The 18,947-nt window shown below is 56.6% G+C and carries 17 protein-coding genes; 8 read left to right on the plus strand and 9 right to left on the minus strand.

Translation table 11 applies throughout. The features are described from left to right. The first annotated feature begins 51 nt into the window (after nt 1-51). The 3 genes from IB226_RS04895 to IB226_RS04905 all read left to right on the plus strand — a co-directional run bounded on the left by IB226_RS04895 (nt 52) and on the right by IB226_RS04905 (nt 2,636). A complete protein-coding gene (locus IB226_RS04895; protein ID WP_192233886.1) occupies nt 52-1,536 on the plus strand; it encodes an FGGY-family carbohydrate kinase in 1,485 nt (494 codons plus the stop codon). A gap of 117 nt (nt 1,537-1,653) precedes the next feature. Next, complete coding sequence (locus IB226_RS04900) at nt 1,654-2,136, plus strand: antitoxin Xre/MbcA/ParS toxin-binding domain-containing protein (RefSeq protein ID WP_192233888.1); 483 nt, start codon at nt 1,654-1,656, stop codon at nt 2,134-2,136. Next, nucleotides 2,136-2,636 (plus strand): RES family NAD+ phosphorylase, encoded by a 501-nt coding sequence (locus tag IB226_RS04905; protein WP_101764367.1) that lies wholly within the window; start codon nt 2,136-2,138, stop codon nt 2,634-2,636. Before IB226_RS04900 ends, IB226_RS04905 begins: the two co-directional genes overlap by 1 nt. Nucleotides 2,637-2,917: 281 nt before the next feature. Here IB226_RS04905 and IB226_RS04910 read toward each other — a convergent pair whose 3' ends face one another. Continuing rightward, nucleotides 2,918-4,180 carry a phosphatase PAP2 family protein gene (locus tag IB226_RS04910; protein WP_192233890.1) on the minus strand — a complete coding sequence of 421 codons (1,263 nt, stop codon included), beginning with the start codon at nt 4,178-4,180 and terminating at the stop codon, nt 2,918-2,920. 75 nt (nt 4,181-4,255) lie between these two features. Continuing rightward, on the minus strand, nt 4,256-4,495 hold the full coding sequence (locus tag IB226_RS04915; RefSeq protein WP_101764365.1) for a hypothetical protein: 240 nt from the start codon (nt 4,493-4,495) through the stop codon (nt 4,256-4,258). A gap of 250 nt (nt 4,496-4,745) precedes the next feature. Here IB226_RS04915 and hpxO point away from each other — a divergent pair, with 250 nt between their 5' ends. Further along, on the plus strand, nt 4,746-5,903 hold the full coding sequence (gene hpxO, locus IB226_RS04920) for an FAD-dependent urate hydroxylase HpxO (RefSeq protein ID WP_110866178.1): 1,158 nt from the start codon (nt 4,746-4,748) through the stop codon (nt 5,901-5,903). A 24-nt stretch (nt 5,904-5,927) separates the two neighbouring features. On the opposite strand, the gene dcp is transcribed toward hpxO, so the two are convergent. The 5 genes from dcp to guaD form a co-directional block, all read right to left on the minus strand. Then, a complete protein-coding gene (gene dcp / locus IB226_RS04925) occupies nt 5,928-7,976 on the minus strand; it encodes a peptidyl-dipeptidase Dcp (protein ID WP_192233892.1) in 2,049 nt (682 codons plus the stop codon). A 72-nt stretch (nt 7,977-8,048) separates the two neighbouring features. After that, nucleotides 8,049-8,831, minus strand: a complete 783-nt coding sequence (xdhC, locus tag IB226_RS04930) for a xanthine dehydrogenase accessory protein XdhC (protein ID WP_137385812.1) — start codon at nt 8,829-8,831, stop codon at nt 8,049-8,051. Continuing rightward, on the minus strand, nt 8,818-11,184 hold the full coding sequence (gene xdhB / locus IB226_RS04935) for a xanthine dehydrogenase molybdopterin binding subunit (protein WP_192233894.1): 2,367 nt from the start codon (nt 11,182-11,184) through the stop codon (nt 8,818-8,820). The genes xdhC and xdhB overlap by 14 nt, the downstream gene beginning before the upstream one ends. Then, on the minus strand, nt 11,174-12,616 hold the full coding sequence (gene xdhA, locus IB226_RS04940; RefSeq protein ID WP_192233896.1) for a xanthine dehydrogenase small subunit: 1,443 nt from the start codon (nt 12,614-12,616) through the stop codon (nt 11,174-11,176). Before xdhA ends, xdhB begins: the two co-directional genes overlap by 11 nt. Next, complete coding sequence (gene guaD, locus IB226_RS04945; protein ID WP_192233899.1) at nt 12,613-13,941, minus strand: guanine deaminase; 1,329 nt, start codon at nt 13,939-13,941, stop codon at nt 12,613-12,615. The genes xdhA and guaD overlap by 4 nt, the downstream gene beginning before the upstream one ends. Before the next feature lie 384 nt (nt 13,942-14,325). Here guaD and ydfG point away from each other — a divergent pair, with 384 nt between their 5' ends. Continuing rightward, entirely contained in the window at nt 14,326-15,072 is a 747-nt protein-coding gene (gene ydfG, locus IB226_RS04950; protein ID WP_101764358.1) for a bifunctional NADP-dependent 3-hydroxy acid dehydrogenase/3-hydroxypropionate dehydrogenase YdfG, read from the plus strand. A gap of 128 nt (nt 15,073-15,200) precedes the next feature. On the opposite strand, the gene IB226_RS04955 is transcribed toward ydfG, so the two are convergent. Beyond that, entirely contained in the window at nt 15,201-15,530 is a 330-nt protein-coding gene (locus tag IB226_RS04955; RefSeq protein WP_192233901.1) for a YnfA family protein, read from the minus strand. Nucleotides 15,531-15,660: 130 nt separating this feature from the next. On the opposite strand from IB226_RS04955, the gene IB226_RS04960 reads away from it, so the two are divergent. Continuing rightward, complete coding sequence (locus tag IB226_RS04960) at nt 15,661-15,996, plus strand: DUF1283 family protein (protein ID WP_137385818.1); 336 nt, start codon at nt 15,661-15,663, stop codon at nt 15,994-15,996. Between the two features lie 52 nt (nt 15,997-16,048). Then, on the plus strand, nt 16,049-16,345 hold the full coding sequence (locus IB226_RS04965; protein WP_110866185.1) for a DUF1161 domain-containing protein: 297 nt from the start codon (nt 16,049-16,051) through the stop codon (nt 16,343-16,345). A 31-nt stretch (nt 16,346-16,376) separates the two neighbouring features. On the opposite strand, the gene IB226_RS04970 is transcribed toward IB226_RS04965, so the two are convergent. Then, entirely contained in the window at nt 16,377-17,837 is a 1,461-nt protein-coding gene (locus tag IB226_RS04970; RefSeq protein ID WP_101764355.1) for an MDR family MFS transporter, read from the minus strand. Nucleotides 17,838-18,221: 384 nt separating this feature from the next. Between IB226_RS04970 and IB226_RS04975 the strand changes: the two genes are divergently transcribed. Continuing rightward, nucleotides 18,222-18,938, plus strand: coding sequence for an ABC transporter permease (locus IB226_RS04975; protein WP_192233903.1), 717 nt, complete (start codon nt 18,222-18,224; stop codon nt 18,936-18,938). Nucleotides 18,939-18,947 lie beyond the last annotated feature (9 nt).

An 18,947-nucleotide genomic window follows, 5' to 3' on the forward strand; every position in this document is an offset into this window, starting at 1 on the left:
GCACCGGCGCTTAAGCGGTGCGCCGTCTTCGCCAGTTGCACGGAGTCGGATATGAAGATAGTTGGTATTGATGCCGGAAACACCATGATCAAAGCGGTGCTGTTTGATCTCAGCGGTCGCGTATTGTCGGTGGCCGAGTGCGCGGGAGAAACCCATCGTCCGCAGGAAGGCTACGCCGAACGGCCGGTGGCGGATATCTGGCATGGCGTCAGCGATGCGGTGAGCCGTTGTCTGCAGCAGGCGGAGACGCCCGCCAGCGATGTGATTGCGGTTGGCGCGGCCGGCCACGGCAACGGTTTGTACGCGCTGAATAAGCATCAGCAGCCGCTGTTTGGTATTCAATCTATCGATCATCGAGCTTGTGACACGGTGCACGCGCTGGAAATGAGCGGCGCGGATAAGCGCATCTACCAGATTTCGCTGCAAAAACCCTGGCCTGCGGCAACGCCGGTATTGATCAGCTGGATTAAGCAACATCAACCCGAGCGCTGGGCGCAAATCGGCCATTTACTCTGCGCGAAAGATGTTATCGCCCATTTTCTCAGCGGTGCGATTAGCGCTGATTTTTCAGATGCCGCCGGTGCCGGCTTAATTGATTATCGTGCGCGCAGCTACAGCCGTGAATTGATGGCGCTGTACGACATTGAAGAGGCGCTCGCCCTGCTGCCCAAACTGCATGAATCCTGCGAGGTGGTTGGCCATGTCACGGACCGGGCTGCTCAGCTCACCGGATTACCGGCGGGCATTCCGGTGGTGGCGGGCATATTTGATGTGGTGGCCAGCGCCGTGGGTTCAGGCGTGGTGAACACCGGTGAAGCCTCAATTGTCGCCGGTACGTGGAGCATCAATCAGGTGGTGGTGGATAAACCCGATTATCTGCGCCCGGTATTTATGAACTCCATTATTGAGTCCGATCGTTATATGGCGATTGAGGCCAGCGCCACCTCGGCGGCGAATCTCGACTGGTTCCTGCGCGAATTTGACGATGGTCGCGGCGGTCAGGGCGCGGTGCGCAGCAGCGATAGCGTGGCGCACGTGCAACCCAATGCCCAGCTACCGCTCTATCATCCTTATCTCTATTCCGGACGCAAATCGGAACCGGCCAAGGCCGGGTTTTATGGCTTAGGCGGCTGGCATACACGCGCCGATATGCTGTTTGCGCTGTTTGAAGGCGTGACCTTTGCCCATCGGGCGCATATTGATCGCTTGCGTGCGGCAGGCATCCCTTTTACGCAGGCCATTTTGTCGGGCGGCGCGGCGCGCAGTTGCGTCTGGCCGCAGATGTTTGCTGACGTGTTAGGCATACCGATTCGCGTGGCGGAGTGCAAAGAGACCGGCGCGCTGGGCGCCGCCTTGTGTGCCGGTGTGGGCGTCGGCGCGTGGCGCAATCTTGCCGAGGCCGCGCAGCAGGCGGTGCAGATCAATCCCGGCAAATTGTTGCCGCGACCAGAGCGCGTTGCGTTTCACGACGTACGTTATCGGGTGTTTAAAAAGCTGGAGCTGGCGATGCGCGAGATGTGGCAGCAAGCCAGTTGATTATTGTTTATTAACAATGCATTAGTTTTAAGATCGTATAAAAAATGACAACCCCTGCGCAGTGATGTACACTTGAGCTACCAAAATGTTCAAATGAACATTGTTCAGGAGGTTGTTATGACAACTGCATCCCCATTCAATCACGGCAATGCCGCACGCGTCTTCGATCCCACGCTGATCCAGCACGCTCAGCAATCGTTTATGGATCAAATGGGCTTACCGCGTAATCCGCTGAAAGCGCACCAGTTGATCACCGAAGGTCTGGATGTCGGCATCGTTGAACGCGCGGCCACGGTGCTGAAAGCAACGCCACTGGATGTGGCCCAGATGGTCTCTATCGATCGCAATACCTATCGCCGCCGCGAGAAAGCCGGATCGCAACTCTCGGTGGAGCAAGGTGCGCGCGTGTATCAGGTGTTCGAAATTCTGGATGCCGTTTTGCAATTATTTTCCGGTGACGTTGACGCTGCCATGCGCTGGATGTATCAACCTGCGTTTGCACTGGATGATGCATTGCCGATGGAAATGCTGAGCACGCCTGCGGGTTGTGATGCGGTGTTAACGCTGATTGGTCGCCTGGAACACGGAGTAATTGTGTAATGACGCAACGGAAGGAACCGGATGCTCCCTATCGGCTGTTTTATCGACTGGTGAAAGAAGAGTACGCCAGCGAGGCATTTAGCGGCGCTGGCGCTGAAAAATGGGGCGGACGCTGGAATCCGCCCGGCATTAAGACGGTGTATCTCAGCAGTTCAAAGGCGCTCGCCACGCTGGAACTGGTGGTGCATGCCGGTAAAGCGATGCTGGAGAAAAGTCGCTTTGTGATTTTTACTCTGCCGATTCCTGAGAGCGAAATCATGGCGCTGGACAGCAATAAACTGCCCGACGATTGGCAAAAGTATCAGCAGCAAGAAGAGACACAGGCGATTGGCGCCGCATTCCTCGATGTGCAAGGCGGCTTTCCTTTGCTATTAACGGTACCCAGCATTTTGACCGGCGAAGACAACGCCATTCTCAATCCCGACCACCCCGCCGCTGCGGCCCTATTTGCACAAGCTACTTCAGCGCCCTTCGCGCTTGATCGCCGGATTAAAGCGTGACGAGGGTATTGCTTCAGTGCGAGTTGTTGAAAAGGACACATTTGCTAAAGGCGCTGGCGCGTCTGCTGCGGCAAAAGGGCTATCCACAGCGCTGAGGATTTTACGTTGGGCCAGGAGCCTCACGCATGGATGCGGGAGGCAGTTCGGGGCCGGCCAGGACGGCCGATCCCCGAACGGTCCGTTGGCACAACGTAGAAGCCGAAGGCACCGCGCTAGCGGCGCGAGGACGGCCCGTGACGCAGCAGATGTGTCTGCGCCCGCACCGAATTTAAAGCAAAATATCAACGCGCCGGTTTCGCTAAAGCATACGCCGCCGTTAAATCCACACGTTGCCAGAATGACTGATCCGCATCATTGCCGGACAGCGGATAACCGTTTGGCAGCGCGCTTTTCACCATCAGGCTACGAATCTTCGCATCAGACAGCTGCGGCAACGCGGTTTTTAGCAGGATCTCCGCGCCCTGCGGGACTTTGACAGGCGCGTTCTGCACATTGGCTCTCGGCAGGTTGTAACTCATGGTGAAACGATAGAACTGCTTCATCGCCGGTGAGCGATACGGATCGTCATTGCCATTGCTGCGCGCACACTCTGCCAGCGACGTGCCACACTCTTTTTCCAGCGCGGCACGCAACTGATTACGCGCTTCCCTAAACAGTGCCTGATAGCGCGCATCGTTGAGATAATTCGCCACGTTGCGCTGAGCTACCATGCGCGAACCCATCACATCCAGCGGGTAATGCACGCCCAACACTAAACGCGAATAACCGTAGCGTGCGCCGCGCGTCACCAATGCTTCAAAACGTTCCGGCACCATTTCGGCCAGCAACAAAGCATCGGTATAACCGGTGTTGGTGTGACCACTCGGGAAAGAGCCGCCGTCGGCGGTGTAACGCACGTTATCCTTCACCACTACATCGTCCGGCACGAGATGGATGATGTTGCCTTCACGCAGGAACGGCCGCGGATAGTTAAAGTGCTTTTTCGCCGCGCTGGTGCTGACTTCACTGGCTTTAATCAGCGCGGCGGCCTTACCGATCTCACCTTTGTCGTAAGCGGCGAGGAAGGCTTTGCCAAGGCGCGGACCAAGCGCATCGGAGAGGAAATAGAGATAGCTGATGGCTTCTGCATCGGCCAGAGCCTGATGACGCACATTTTGCGTGGCGTTCAGGTTGATGTGAGTGACGGTGGCTTGGCTGGCATCAAGTACGCTGGCGGGCAACGTGCTAAAGCCCGAAAGCAGCGCAATTCCGGCCTGCTGGTTCTCTTTCATTTTGAAATCGTAGCCGCTGTTTTTCAGCCACTGCGTGTCTGCCTGTTTCGCGGTCTGTTTGGCTTTTTCCAGTTGCTCGCGCGTCAACGTGCTGCTGTCACCTTGCAGCGCCTGACGTTCAGCCTGTAGCGATTGCTGCTCGAGATCGCTATAAGCGGAGGTGGAACCGGTAGAGGTTAAGCCTGCCAGCGCGGCCGCATCGGGCAGTGAAACCGCATGTGCTTGCTGTGCCAGCAGAATAACCGTTGCAATCAGTGTGAAGCGGGTTTTCATTATTTTCCCCTGTTTTCAGAATATTACCTTGCCGGGGAAACACGCTAGCACTCGGTTATGACAGATTTATTTCACTTAACGACACTGACTGGCACAGTTTTGTACGCAAATTTGTGCCAGCGAGCCGCAGCCGCCGTTATTGTCATTTTTACACTGTGATTGCTGCACATAGCAGTTTTGCTGACAGGCTGAAACATCGCACTTCGCCGCAATCGGCGTCAGCTGCACCACCGGTGCTTTTCGCTCCGGCTGCCATTGCGGTTGTGCCAGCACGCTGGCGCTGAACAGCAAGGTAAAAGCCATTATCCATTTCATGATTGAGTCCTCGCAGAACGGGTGTAATGAGTATGGCTGCTGCGGGGCCAATTACCATGCTGAAACAATCGATTCACTCTATTGCAGAAGTTGCTCTGCTGCAGTGCATGGGCGTGCGCCACTGTAGTGCAGAGCGGCAAGATCAGATGCTGCTTCGTTAATTTAAAATCAATGAGTTAGCCTTCATTTAGCCAATCTTCCAACCTGGTACAAAAGTTGCAGTCTTTAATGCATAGCAAAGGAGACGGATATGAAAGCGATTGTGATTGGCGCGGGCATTGGCGGTATGAGTGCTGCGATTGCGCTGGAGAAAGCGGGTTTTGACACCGCGGTGTTTGAAGCAGTGAAAGAGATGAAGCCGGTGGGTGCGGCGATCTCTATCTGGCCCAACGGCGTGAAATGTCTCAACGCGTTGGGCATGAAAGAGCCGCTGCGCGCACTGGGCGGCAACATGGCGTTTATGGCCTACAACGATGCGCACAGCGGTAGTACGCTCACCCGCTTCAGCATGAAACCGCTGGTGCAGCAGGTGGGGGAATATCCCTATCCGGTGGCGCGCGCGGAGTTACAGGCGATGCTGATCGATACCTACGGACGTTCGCGCATTAGCTTTGGTAAACGCGTCACGCAGGTTGAGCAAACCGAGCATGGCGTCACCGCCTGGTTTGATGACGGTAGCCAGGCCGAAGGTGATTTTCTGATTGCCGCCGATGGTACGCACTCGGTGATCCGCCACTATGTGCTGGGTGAAAGCGTGGAACGTCGTTACGCCGGTTACGTCAACTGGAACGGCCTGGTGACGATTGATGAAGCGATTGCGCCCGCCGATCAATGGACCACTTTTGTCGGCGAAGGCAAACGCGTGTCGCTGATGCCGGTCAGCGATAACCGCTTCTACTTCTTCTTTGATGTTCCGCTGCCAAAAGGCTTGCCGGAAGATCGCGCAACGTTGAAAAACGATCTCAAAGGCTACTTCAGCGGCTGGGCCGAACCGGTGCAGCGTCTGATTGAACGCCTCAATCCGGAAACCACCAACCGCGTGGAAATCCACGACATCGAACCGTTTAGCCGTTTTGTGAAAGGTCGCGTGGCGTTGCTGGGCGATGCCGCACACAGCACCACGCCGGATATCGGGCAAGGCGGTTGTGCGGCGATGGAAGATGCGGTGGTGCTGGCGCAGACGCTGGCGTCACACTCTTTAGGGATTGAGGATGCCTTGTTGCGCTATGAAGCCCGACGTGTGGATCGCACCAAAGATTTGGTGTTGAAAGCCCGTAAGCGCTGCGATGTGACCCACGCTAAAGACGCGGAAGTGACGGCGGCATGGTATGCAGATTTGAAAAACGAAACCGGCGAGCGCGTGCTGGCCGGCATGTGCGATACCATTGAAGGCGGTCCGCTGGGTTGAACCAGCTCGCCATCAATGGCGGTTCTACGACTCTAATCCACGATTTTTCAGCATTGGGCCGATCTCCGGCTCTTTGCCGCGCCACGCCAGCCACAGATGCTGCAAATCGGTGCTGTTACCGCGTGACAGAATATGTTCGCGGAACTGCTGACCGTTTTCGCGTGTTAATCCACCGCGTTCGACAAAGGCTTGATAGCCATCATCGGCGAGCATCTGCGTCCAGATATAGGCGTAATAACCGGCTGCATAGCCGCCGCCCCAGATATGGCGGAAATAGCTGGAGCGATAGCGAGGCGGAACCGTCGCCAGCGCAATGTTTTCGGCGGCCAGCGCCTGCAGCTCGAAGTGGCTGACGTCCTGCGGATTGTCGTGCGTGGTCAGTGAATGCCACTGCAGATCCAGCAGCGCGGCGGCCAGCAGCTCGGTCATGTCGTAGCCTTTGTTGAACTTCGCGGCGCGCACCATCTTGTCGCGCAGCTCAGCAGGCATCGCCTCGCCGGTTTTGTAGTGGCGCGCATAGTTGGCAAACACCGCCTCGTTGCTAGCCCAATGCTCATTAATCTGCGACGGGAACTCGACAAAGTCGCGCGGCGTGGCGGTACCCGACAAGCTCGGATAGCGTTGCGTGGCGAACAAACCGTGCAGCGCATGACCAAACTCGTGGAACAGCGTGATCACTTCATCCCAGCTCAGCAGCGCCGGCTGGCCTGCCTGCGGCTTGGTGTAATTGCACACATTGTAGATCACCGGTTTGGTGCCGAGCAGCGTGGTTTGGTCGACGAAATTACTCATCCACGCGCCGCCGCTTTTGTTATCACGCTTAAAGAAATCGGTGTAGAACAGCGCCAGCGGCGTGTCGTCGGCATCGAAAATCTCGTAGACGTTAACGTCCGGATGATAAACCGGCAGATCGTGGCGCTGGCTAAAGCGAATGCCAAACAGCTGGCTGGCCGACCAGAACACACCTTTTTCCAGCACGTTATTCAGCTCAAAGTACGGGCGGATTTGGCTCTCATCCAGCGCGTATTGGGCTTTACGCACCTGCTCGGCATAAAAACTCCAGTCCCAGGCGCGCAAAGGAAAACTGTGATGCACGGCTTCGATGGCCTGCTGAATGTCGGCGGCTTCGCGTTCCGCGCGGGCCCGCGCGGCAGGGACAATATTGCGCATAAAGGCAAAAGCCGCCTCCGGCGTTTTCGCCATCTGATCCTGCATGCTCCATTCGGCATAGGTTTTGAAACCGAGCAAACTCGCCTGCTGCGCGCGCAGCTGCGCCATGCGTAACACGATGTCGCGCGTGTCGTTATCATCGCCCTGCTCGCTGCGTGTTAGCGCCTGCTGGAATAGCGCTTCACGCGTGGCGCGCACTTCCAGCGCCTGCAGCGCCGGTTGCTGCGTGGTGTTTTGCAGAGCAATCAGCCATTCGCCGTGCAAGCCGCGTGCTTCGGCCGCCGCTTTGGCATGCGCCAGCTCTTCTTCACTTAATCCGGCCAGCGCCGCAACATTGCTCACCACGTAAGCACCGGCTTTGGTGGCCGCCAGCAATTTGTTACCGAAGCGGGTGCTGAGGCTCGCCAGCTCCTGATTGCAGGCGCGCAGCTGGGTTTTATCCGTGTCGCTCAGGCTGGCACCGGCCAGCTGGAAATGCTGCCAGGTGACTTCCGCCAGCCGCATCGCTTCGGCATCCGGGCACTGCGAGCCGCGATGCTGGTAAACGGTATCGAGGCGAGCAAACAGATGGCTGTTCAGGTAGATTTCATCATTGAGCGCGGTGAGTTGCGGGGTAATCAGTTCATCGATTTCCTGCAGGCGATCGCTGGTGTTGGCGGACGTCATGGCACCAAACACCAGATTCACGCGCTTCAGCAACTGGCCGCTGCGTTCCAGCGCCTCAAAGGTGTTGGCGAAGGTTGGCGCGTCAGGATTGCTGGCGATCGCCGCCACTTCGCGCCGTTTCTCTTCAATCCCCGCTTCCAGCGCCGGCAGAAAATCCTCTTCCTGAATCTGGTCAAATGGCGGGGTTTGATACGGCAAGGTGCTGGCGGTGAAAAACGGATTGGCTCGTGAATTCATTATCGCTCCTGATAATCAGCAACGCCGCACGGTGGCGGCGGGATGGTTCTATCCTGGCAGTTTCCTCGTCACTCAACAACTTATCGCCTGCTGCTGATAAACGCTGATGATTTCTCCCGCCACCGCGACGGCAATTTCCGCCGGTAACTTGCCCTTCACATCCGCCAAACCAATCGGGCAGCGTAAACGTGCGAGGGAATCTGCCGCAATGCCTTTGCCCTCTAAGCGATAGCGAAAGCGCTGGGCTTTAGTGGCAGAACCAATCACACCGGCATAGCGAAAATCGCCGCGGCGCAAGATCGCTTCGCTAAGCGCCAGATCAAGTGGATGATCGTGCGTCATCACCACAAAATAGCTGTCGGGTGCGGCTTCCTGCACGCAGTCAATCGGATCCTCAACCTGACGCACCGTCACGCCGGGCGGCACGGCGCGAAACTGCGCGGCGCGGCTGTCAATCCACGTGATGCGGCACGGCAAAGTGGCAAGCAGATTTACCAGCGCCTGGCCAACGTGACCTGCACCGTACACCTGGATTTCCGGCTGCTGCTGCATTAGCGGTTCAAACAGCAAAGTGGCGTGACCACCGCAGCATTGGCCGAGACGTGCAGCCAGCGCAAACTCTTCACTGCGCGGTTGAGTGCAGCGCTGCTGCAGCATCTCGCGCGCCTGCGCAATGCATTGATATTCTAGATGGCCGCCGCCAATGGTGAGAAAAGTGTCGCTGGCGCTGACCACCATCTTGCTACCGCGATCGCGCGGCACAGAGCCCCGCTCGCTGAGCACGGTAATCAGTACGCAGCTTTCGCGTTTTTCCCGCAGGCTGTGCAACACGCTGATCCAGTCATGATAAATCATGTTCCGCTCCTGATAAGCGCTGAATCCCCCAGAATACCCGCTCCGGCGTGGCGGGCGCGTCCAGCTGCGGATGGCGACGATAGTTATCGACGCTGGCAACCGCATCCTGTAGCGCGCACCACACGGCGATGCCCAACATGAACGGCGGTTCGCCGACGGCTTTGGAGTGGAACACCGTGTCCTGCGGGTTTTTGCGGTTCTCAACCAGCGTGACGCGCAAATCACTGGGTACATCGCTGATCGCCGGGATTTTGTAGCTGGCCGGGCCATCGGTGAGCAATTTGCCCTTGTCGTTCCACACCAGCTCTTCGCAGGTGAGCCAGCCCATGCCCTGCACAAAACCGCCCTCAACCTGGCCGATATCAATGGCCGGATTCAGCGACGCGCCCACGTCATGCAAAATGTCGGCGCGCAGCAAACGATATTCGCCGGTCAGCGTATCCACCAGCACTTCACAGCAGGCCGCGCCGTAGGAGAAGTAATAGAACGGTTTGCCGCGTCCGGCGGAGCGATCGTAATGGATGCCCGGCACTTTGTAGAAACCGGTGGCAGAAAGCGGCACCTGATTAAGCCACGCTTGCTGTGCAACCTGGGCGAAGGTGAAGTGCTTCTCGCCGACGCGCACGATACCGTTGCTGAAATGCACCGCGTCTGCCGCGCATTGATGTTGCTGACACAGCATCTCGGTCATGCGATCGCGCAGGATTTGCGCCGCATTTTGCGCCGCTTTGCCGTTGAGATCGGCCCCGCTGGACGCTGCGGTTGGCGAGGTGTTGGGCACTTTGCCGGTATCGGTGGCGGTCACCTGAATCTGGCTGATATCAATCTGCAGCACTTCCGCCACAATCTGCGCCACTTTGGTGTTTAAGCCCTGGCCCATTTCGGTGCCGCCGTGATTGAGCTGCACCGTGCCATCGGTGTAAATCAAAATCAGCGCGCCGGCCTGATTGAGGAAGCTGGAGGTAAATGAGATGCCGAATTTCACCGGCGTCAGCGCCAGTCCGCGTTTCATAAAACGGTTGCTGGCGTTAAATGCGCTGATGTCACGACGCCGCGCGGCGTATTCGCTGCTGGTTTCTAATTGCTCCGTCATCTCATCCAGCAGATTGTCTTCCACCTGCTGGTGGTAATGGGTGATGTTGCGATCGGTTTTGCCGTAATAGTTACGTTTGCGCAGTTCGAGCGGATCTATTCCCACTTCGCGCGCGACGTGATCCATGATCTGCTCAATCGCCACCATGCCTTGCGGCCCGCCGAAGCCACGGTACGCGGTGTTCGAGGCGGTATGTGTGCGGCAGCGATAGCCGGTAATCAGTGCATCGCCGAGGTAATACGCGTTATCGGCGTGGAACATCGCGCGATCGACAATCGATCCGCTGAGATCGAGTGAATAACCGCAGTTGCCGGCCAGATCGATCTTCACGCCGCAGAAGCGACCATTGTCATCGACGCCGACATCGTAGCGGACAAAAAACGGATGGCGTTTGCCGGTGATCTGCATATCGTCGCGGCGCGCCAGACGCATTTTTACCGGTTTTCGCAGCTGACGCGCGGCGATGGCACACAAACACGCCACGCCCGCCGCCTGCGTCTCTTTGCCGCCAAAGCCACCGCCCATGCGCCGCATATCAATGGTGACTTTGTTCATGGTGATGCCCATCACTTCCGCCACCAGTTTCTGCACTTCGGTGGGGTTTTGCGTCGAAGAGAACACCTGCAAGCTGTCATCTTCGCCGGGGATCACCAGCGCCGTCTGGGTTTCCAGATAGAAATGTTCCTGACCGCCGATGTGAAATTCGCCCTGAATACGGCGTGACGCCCGCGCCAGCGCAGCGTCAGCATCACCGCGTTGGTGAATGTGCGGCTGCTGCACAAAGAAACGCTGTTCCAGCGCTTCACGCACGTCGAGCACCGCCGGTAGCGCTTCGTACTCAACAATCGCCGCTGCGGCGCCGGCACGCGCCGCTTCCGGTGAATCAGCGGCGACGGCAATGACGATTTGACCGAAATATTCGATTGTGTCCTGCGCCAGCAGCGGATCGCCCGGTTCGAGCGGACCGACATCATTGAGGCCCGGCACATCACGCCACGTTAGCACGCTGACCACGCCCGGCACCGCGTAACATGGCTGCACATCCAGTTTGGTGATGTGCGCATGCGCATGCTCGCTCAGACGCGGACAGAGATGCAGCAATCCCGGCAGATCTGGCTTGTCGTCGATATACAGCGCTTCACCGGAGACATGCTTATCGGCACTTTCGTGTTTATTGCTGCGCCCGACGCCCGTTTGCATGTCGGTGGCAAACTGGGCTTTCAGCAGCGTTTCGTTCAGTTCCGGACGGTTATGAGACATAGCGCGATACCTCAGTAATGGTCAGCTCGCCAGACGCTTGTGCGTAGTAGCGGCGCAACAGATTGCGCGCCACCTGCAAGCGATAATCGGCGCTGGCGCGGAAGTCGCTTAGCGGCTTGAAATCCACACTCAGCGCGGCGCAGGCTTTTTCGATGGCGCTGAGATGCAGCGGTTGACCCAGCAGTTGTGCTTCAGCCGCCAGCGCGCGTTTCGGCGTGGCGGCCATACCTCCAAAGGCGAGCCGCGCTTGCACAATTAGCCCTTCCGCGATGTGCAGATTGATAGCGGCGAAAACGGCGGAAATATCATCATCCAGCCGTTTAGCCACTTTCCACGCCGCAAAGTTGGGTGACACCGTCACTTTGGCGATGGTGATGCTGCGAATGAATTCACCTGGCAGCAAGACCGTTTGACGATAGGCGGTAAAGAATTGATCGAGCGGGACTTCTCGCCTCTTTTCACCCTGCTGCAAAACAAGACGCGCATTTAGAGCCAGCAGCATCGGCGCGCAATCGCCAATCGGCGATGCATTGCCAATGTTGCCGCCGAGCGTGCCCTGATTACGAATTTGCAATGAGGCAAAACGCTCCAGCATGCTGCTAAAGGCTGGAATGTGCTGTGCTAAAAACTGATAGCAGTGCTGCAATGAGGCGGCAGCACCGAGATAAAGATGCGTTTCATCTTCGTGGCAGACCTTCAACTCATCAATCTGCTCCAGCGCGATCAGCAGCGGCAAGCGCTGATATTGCTGAGTGATTTGCAGCGTCAGATCGGTACCGCCAGCCACCAGACGGGCTTCAGGATATTGCTGATAGAGCTCGGCGAGTTGCGCTACTGTTTTCGGCAGATAGCAGCGGCTGCCCGCGGCTTCGATGATCTGTACTTCATCGTTGCTGAGCGCCTGTAAACGCTGTACTAGCGCGGGTGCATTGGCGCTGAAGGCATCTGCATCAGGTTGTTCACACGCCTGCTGCGCCGCATCCATGATCGGACGATAGCCGGTGCAACGACATAAATTACCCGCCAGCGCCTGTTCCGCCTGATGTCGATCCCAGCCAGCGCTGTTTTTCTGCAGAGTAAACAGCGACATCACGAAACCCGGCGTGCAGTAGCCGCATTGCGAGCCGTGGCAATCCACCATCGCTTGCTGCACGCTGTGCAGTTCGCGGCCCTGTTTGAGATCTTCCACGGTAATCAGTTGCTTGCCTTGCAGGCTGCTGACCAGCGTTAAACAGCTATTCACCGCCTGATACTGCATCTGTCCATCCACCACTTTACCGAGTGTGACGGTGCAGGCACCGCAATCGCCAGACGCGCAGCCCTCTTTGGTGCCGCGACGCTGCTGCTGGCCGCGCAGGTAGTTAAGCACGGTGAGATTAGGATCAAGCTCACGTTCGGTGATTAAACGATCGTTGAGTAAGAACTGGATCATGCGATTTGTTCCTCACTTTCGCGTTGCCAAACCGGCTTGCCGCTCACCCAGGTTTGCGCGATGTTGCGGTCGTCGCCAAGCGTCATCATCACAAACAGCCGCTCCCAGATGTCTTTGCTGTTGGCATTGCGCAGCTTCTGCAGCGGCGACACCGCAGCATCGAGTACCACGAAATCGGCCTCTTTGCCGGGGTTAAAATTGCCGATAACGTCATCCAGATCGAGCGCGTGCGCGCCGCCTAAGGTGGCGTGATAAAACGCTTCGCAGGCGCTGAGTTTGTATTGCTGTAGCTGGCCGACTTTGTAGGCTTCGCCCAGCGTTTGCAGCAGATTAAAGGTGGTGCCTGCGCCAACGTCGGTGCCAATGCCCATGCGCACGCCCTGCTGCCAGCAGCGTTTGATGTTGAATAAGCCGCTGCCGAGGAACAGGTTTGAGGTCGGGCAGAAGGCAATTGATGAATCGGTGTCATGCAGGCATTGCCACTCTTGATCTTCGAGATGCAGGCAGTGCGCGAACACGCTGCGTTTGCCGGTAAGTTGGTGATGATGATAAACATCAAGATAGCCTGCGCGCTCCGGGAATAGCGCTTTTACCCAGGCGATCTCCTGCGGATTTTCACTTAGGTGCGTGTGCATCCAGACATCAGGAAACTCCTCGCGCAGCTGACGCACTTTATCCAGCAATTCCGGCGACGAGGTCGGTGCAAAGCGCGGCGTGAGCGCATAGCTCAGGCGACCGCGCTGATGCCAGCGCTCAATCAGTTCACGCGTGTGCTGATAACTCTCTTCCGGCGTTTCGGTCAGGTATTCCGGCGCGTTACGATCCATCATCACTTTGCCAGCAATCAGCCGCATATCCAGCTGCTGCGCGGCGCTGAACAGCGAGTCGACCGACTGCTTATGCACGGTGCCGAACACCAGCGCGGTGGTGGTGCCATTCGACAGCAGCTGATGCAGGAAGAACGCCGACATTTTTGCCGCGTGATCGGGACAGTGATATTGGCTCTCCACCGGGAAGGTATATTGGTTGAGCCACTCCAGCAGCTGTTCGCCAAAGGCGCCGATCATCTCGGTTTGCGGATAATGAATATGGGTATCGATAAAGCCGGGCACGATCAGTTTACCGCGCAGATCGGTAACGCGCGTGGGATCAACGCGCCCTTCCGCGATTTGCCAGCTTTCCAGGCTGACCACTTTGCCGTCACGCAGCGTTAATAAGCCATCTTCGAGATAGCGTGCATTGGCAGCGATGTCGTCTGGCTGCGCGGCCAGAGCGGTGAAATCAAAGAAGCTGGCGCGCAGCAGCGTTTCGGGTGCGTAAGGCATAATGGTTCCTTGGTGCTTTTTTATGAGTGCAGGTGATTGCCTTAAAGATAGTTTGCAAAGCGCATGCCAATGCAAAGAACAAAAAATACTGTTTACTTTCAATATAATAGGTTGTTCCGATGCGTTTTTGTGTCAAGCTTGACGAGCAAACGTATGCGCAACCGGTTGCCTGCTATCGCAAACGGTTGCGATTTAACATTGCGGCGAGTTTTACTGCGCATGGCGTGATTATCGCCTGTTGGGATGCGTCTTTGTGGTGCGCCATTGCACTCGTAATGTGCAGGAAAAATCCTGCAACACGCTGCTTTGGGTTTTCATGAGCATGGGTTCGAGGTTAATGCTAAGGTGTGGCTGATAACCTGAAATCGTATAAGGAACAGTGAGATGATTATTTTTGTTACTGGCGCAACTGCTGGTTTTGGTCAAAGTATCACCCGCCGCTTCATTGCTACAGGTCACAAAGTGATCGCCAGCGGACGTCGCGCTGAGCGTTTAAAAGAGCTGAAAGATGAGTTGGGCGACAATCTGTATACCGTTCAGCTGGACGTGCGTAATCGCGCCGCCATCGATGAAGCGATCGCCTCCCTGCCCGCTGAATGGCGCAATATTGATGTGCTGGTTAACAATGCTGGCCTGGCGTTGGGTGTGGAACCGGCGCACAAAGCCAATATCGAAGACTGGGAAAATATGATCGACACCAACAACAAAGGTTTGGTGTACATGACGCGTGCGGTGCTGCCGGCAATGGTTGAACGCAATGTTGGTCATATCGTGAATATCGGTTCGATTGCCGGTAGCTGGCCTTATTTGGGTGGCAACGTGTATGGCGCGACCAAAGCGTTCGTGCGCCAGTTCAGCCTGAATCTGCGTACCGACCTGCACGGCACCGCGCTGCGCGTGACCGATATCGAGCCAGGTTTGGTGGGCGGCACTGAATTCTCAAACGTGCGCTTCAAGGGCGATGACGATAAAGCGGGCCAGGTTTATGAAGGCACCACCGCGCTGACGGCAGAAGATGTCACCGAAGCGGTGTATTGGGTGACGACGCTGCCGAAGCACGTCAACATCAATACGCTGGAGATTATGCCGGTGACGCAAACCACCGCGGGACTGAAGGTGCATAAAGGTTAATCGCGGTTACACGCTGTTTGATCGAAATATCCGGGGCGACCATCCCGATGAGGCGCTCCGGCGGCTTTCGCCGCGACGACCTCATCGGGATGTTTCCCCCTGATATCGCACGCCGGTGTGGCCGATGATTACGCGCGGCCCCAACCGGTTACGATAATCAACATGCCGCTCAAGGCGACCAGCGCGCCGACCCAATCCCACGTACTCAGTTTTACGCCATCCACCACGCGCAACCAGATTAGCGCCGTCAGCACGTATACGCCGCCATAGGCCGCATAAACGCGCCCGCTCGCGGCGGGATGCAACGTCAACAACCAGACAAACAGCGCCAGACTTGCCGCGGCTGGCACCAGCAGCCACGCCGTCATGCCCTTCTTCAACCACAGCCACGGCAGGAAACAGCCAACAATTTCCGCTATCGCAGTGATAAAAAACAGCAAGGCGGTTTTGACCAGCATAGAAAATCTCTCGCTAAGCTAAACAAAGCGCTCACCGCTGGTGAGCAAAGAAGCAGCGATGATATACTAGCGGCCATGGTTGTTACAGCCGCGATCCCGGCTGTGCTGGTGTTAACTGAAGGAAATGACGATGAAAAAACTGTTTTCCGCCCTGCTGGCTACCGTGGTGACGTCGAGCCTGTTAATGGCTGCGCCCATCGCTACGGCCAAAACCGATCGCCTGATTATTGAAGATGGCAGCAGCGCCTCCAGTAATGAAGCCGCGCGCCAGAGCAAAGAGCAGTGGAACGATACCAAAAACCTGCGTAATAAGGTCAATACGCGCGTTGAGAAAGAGTTTGATAAAGCGGACAAAGCCTTTGATACCCGCGACTCCTGCGAAAAGAGCTACAACGTTAACGCCTATTGGGAACCGAATACGCTGCGCTGCCTCGACCGCCGCACCGGACGTCCAATTGCACCTTAATCGTTTATCACTGCTATAGTTTTGACAGGATTTCTGACCAAAGGAGTGAATGATGAAAAAACGTAATGCAGTGCTGCTGATGGCGATGTTGTCGCTGCCGGTATTGGCGCAAGCTTCTTGTGAAAGCGTCAAAGCGGACATCAGCAAAAAAATCATTAACAACGGCGTCGCCGAATCGGACTTCACGCTGGATATCGTGGCCAATGATCAAGCCGATCAGGTCGGCGGCCAGGTTGTGGGTCATTGTGAGAACGACACACAGAAAATCGTCTACAAGAAAAATGGCCGTGATGGTGACAGCACCGTGCCAGACAGCGCGGGGAGCTCTCAGGATACGCCAGCGCAGTAAACTTTCGGGCGGCTCCCTGGCCGCCCTGCTTTTACTCCACTTCCGGCCTTTGCCGCGGCATTATCCACGCCACCCACAACGTTAGCAGCGCAATCAGCAACGACACTACAAACACCCAATGTAAAGAACTGGCGATTTGTCCGGTCCAGTCATGCAACGTCGCCTCCGACAGCGCCTGGCGGCTTTCAGGCGACATGATTTTCTGCATCGGATCGTCGGCCTGCGGCAGACGCAGCGACAAGTTGAGGTTCAGCACTGCGCCCAATAACGCGGTACCAATCGCCGAACCGATCATGCGGCTGAACATGATTGAGGCGGTGCAAATGCCGCGAATATCGTAATGCGCATGGTTCTGTACCGATACCAGAAACGTGGTGCTGGTCATGCCCATGCCGGTGCCAATCACAAAGGCGGTGAATCCGGCCTGCACGATTGAGCTGTCGCTGCGCAGTAGCAGCAGTAATGCGCTGCCCGCAATCAGCAGCAGCGCGCCCAACTGCGCGGTGAAGCGATAGGAGGTGATAAGCATCAACCTACCGCTCAATGTACTGGCCAGCGGCCAGCCAATCGACATCATCGCCAGTGCGCTGCCAGCCTGCAGCGGCGTGCCGCCGGTGATGCCCTGAATCCAGGTTGGCAGAAAGGCGCTGATGCCCATCATACTGGCACCGATAATCAGGTTGCCGATGTTGCCAGCGACGATAAGCCGGCTGCGCCAGATTTCCAGCGGGAACAGCGGCGCATCAGCACGCTGTTCATGCTGTTTTAAACGCCAGGCAGCAATGACCGCCAGCAGCAGGAACGGCACCAGCCAGAAGCCGAGCACTTCTGCCTGCAGCAGCGCGACCAGCAACGCCGTTACGCAGATCATCAGCCAGCAGCTGCCGGTGAGATTGAGCGTGGTGGCCTGATTTTGTTCGCGCGATGGAAGAAAACGCGCCAGCAGCAGCATGGCGATGGCGCCAATCGGCACGTTGACCCAGAAAATCACCGACCAGCTAAAGTGCTGCACCAGCCACGCGCCGCTCAGCGGACCAATGATTGCCGCCACGCCCCAGACGCTGGAGAGCCAGCCCTGTACGTTGGCGCGTTCGCGCGGCGAATAGACGTCCGCCACAATGGTGGACGTTAGCGGCATAATCGCCCCGGCACCTAACCCCTGAAAAGCGCGAAACAGGATCAGCCACGCCATGCTGTGGGCAAATCCGCACAGAATCGATCCCAGTAAAAAGAGCGAAACACCGATAAACAACAGCCGTTTGCGGCCCCACATATCTGCCAGTCGGCCATATAGCGGCACGCTAACGGCTTGCGTCAGTAGATAGATGGAAAATACCCAGCCAAACTGCGAAAAGCCGCCAAGATCGGCAATAATGGTCGGCATGGCGGTGGCTACGATGGTGACTTCAATCGCCGCCATAAACATAGCGAGCATGCAGCCGATAAGAATCCAGTGGCGATGTTCCGTGTTCAATTCTGCAGTTTCAGTCATACGTCTCCTTAATTTCTAACAAGGCTAGCTGAAAATTCACCAAACCAGTTTCCTCTACGTGCGCCCCATCTGTTACGACGTCACTTATTTCGATGAAAATTTTTTATTGTCGGATGATGCCTTATTCCACGCGGGTTAGATGGCGTTTTTTATTATTTCTATCTGTCTGATTTTGCCGCAAAAACTAGCGCTTATCGACAAGCATTGCTATAGGTCTAAGCGGTGCTTTCCAGATATTCACTGAAAAAGCATCTGATAACAGTCATTTTAACTGCAATTTAACGGGGTGAAGGATTTTCGTGTGTGTGCGTTTTAACACTGCGCCGTCATCCTGGGAATGACATTACCTATCGAACGATTTCTTGAATCAGGGAGACACTGGCTATGCAAAATGCATCGCTCGCCCGCCGCGCTGGGCTGGCTCTGCTCGCGATTGTTGCGGTGATTGCCCTGCTGGTTTGGGGGCTGGGGCTGAATACGCTGCGCGACCGGCGGGAAGATTTGGTTTATCTCGGGCAGCAGCATCTGTTTTTAGTGTTTTGGTCAATGTTCTTTGCGCTGCTGGTGGGCATTCCCAGCGGCATCCTGCTCAGCCGTCCATTTGCTCGTCGCTCGGCAGAGTACGTGATGCAAATCTTCAACGTGGGTAACACGCTGCCACCGCTGGCGGTATTGGCGCTCGCGATGGTGATTGTCGGTATCGGCGATCGTCCCGCGCTGATTGCCCTGTTCCTCGCCTCGCTGCTGCCGATTGTACGTAATACTTTTGCCGGTTTAAGCGCGGTACCGCCGTCGCTGATTGAAGCCGCCAACGGTATAGGTATGACGAAGTTTCAGCGTTTGCGTCAGGTGGAAATTCCCAATGCGCTGCCGGTGATTCTGGCAGGCGTGCGCATCGCCACGGCGATTAACGTCGGTACCGCGCCATTGGCGTTCCTGATCGGTGCCAGCAGTTTTGGTGAGCTGATTTTCCCCGGCATCTACCTCAACGACTTCCCTACGCTGATCCTCGGCGCTGTGGCCACCGCGCTGGTTGCGCTGGTGCTCGACATGCTGCTCGCGGCATTGGGACGTTATCTCAGCCCGCACTCTGCGGCTTAACACAAGGAG

It is taken from the genome of Pantoea sp. PNT03 (assembly GCF_014852515.1).
GTDB classification, from domain to species: Bacteria; Pseudomonadota; Gammaproteobacteria; order Enterobacterales; family Enterobacteriaceae; genus Pantoea; species Pantoea leporis.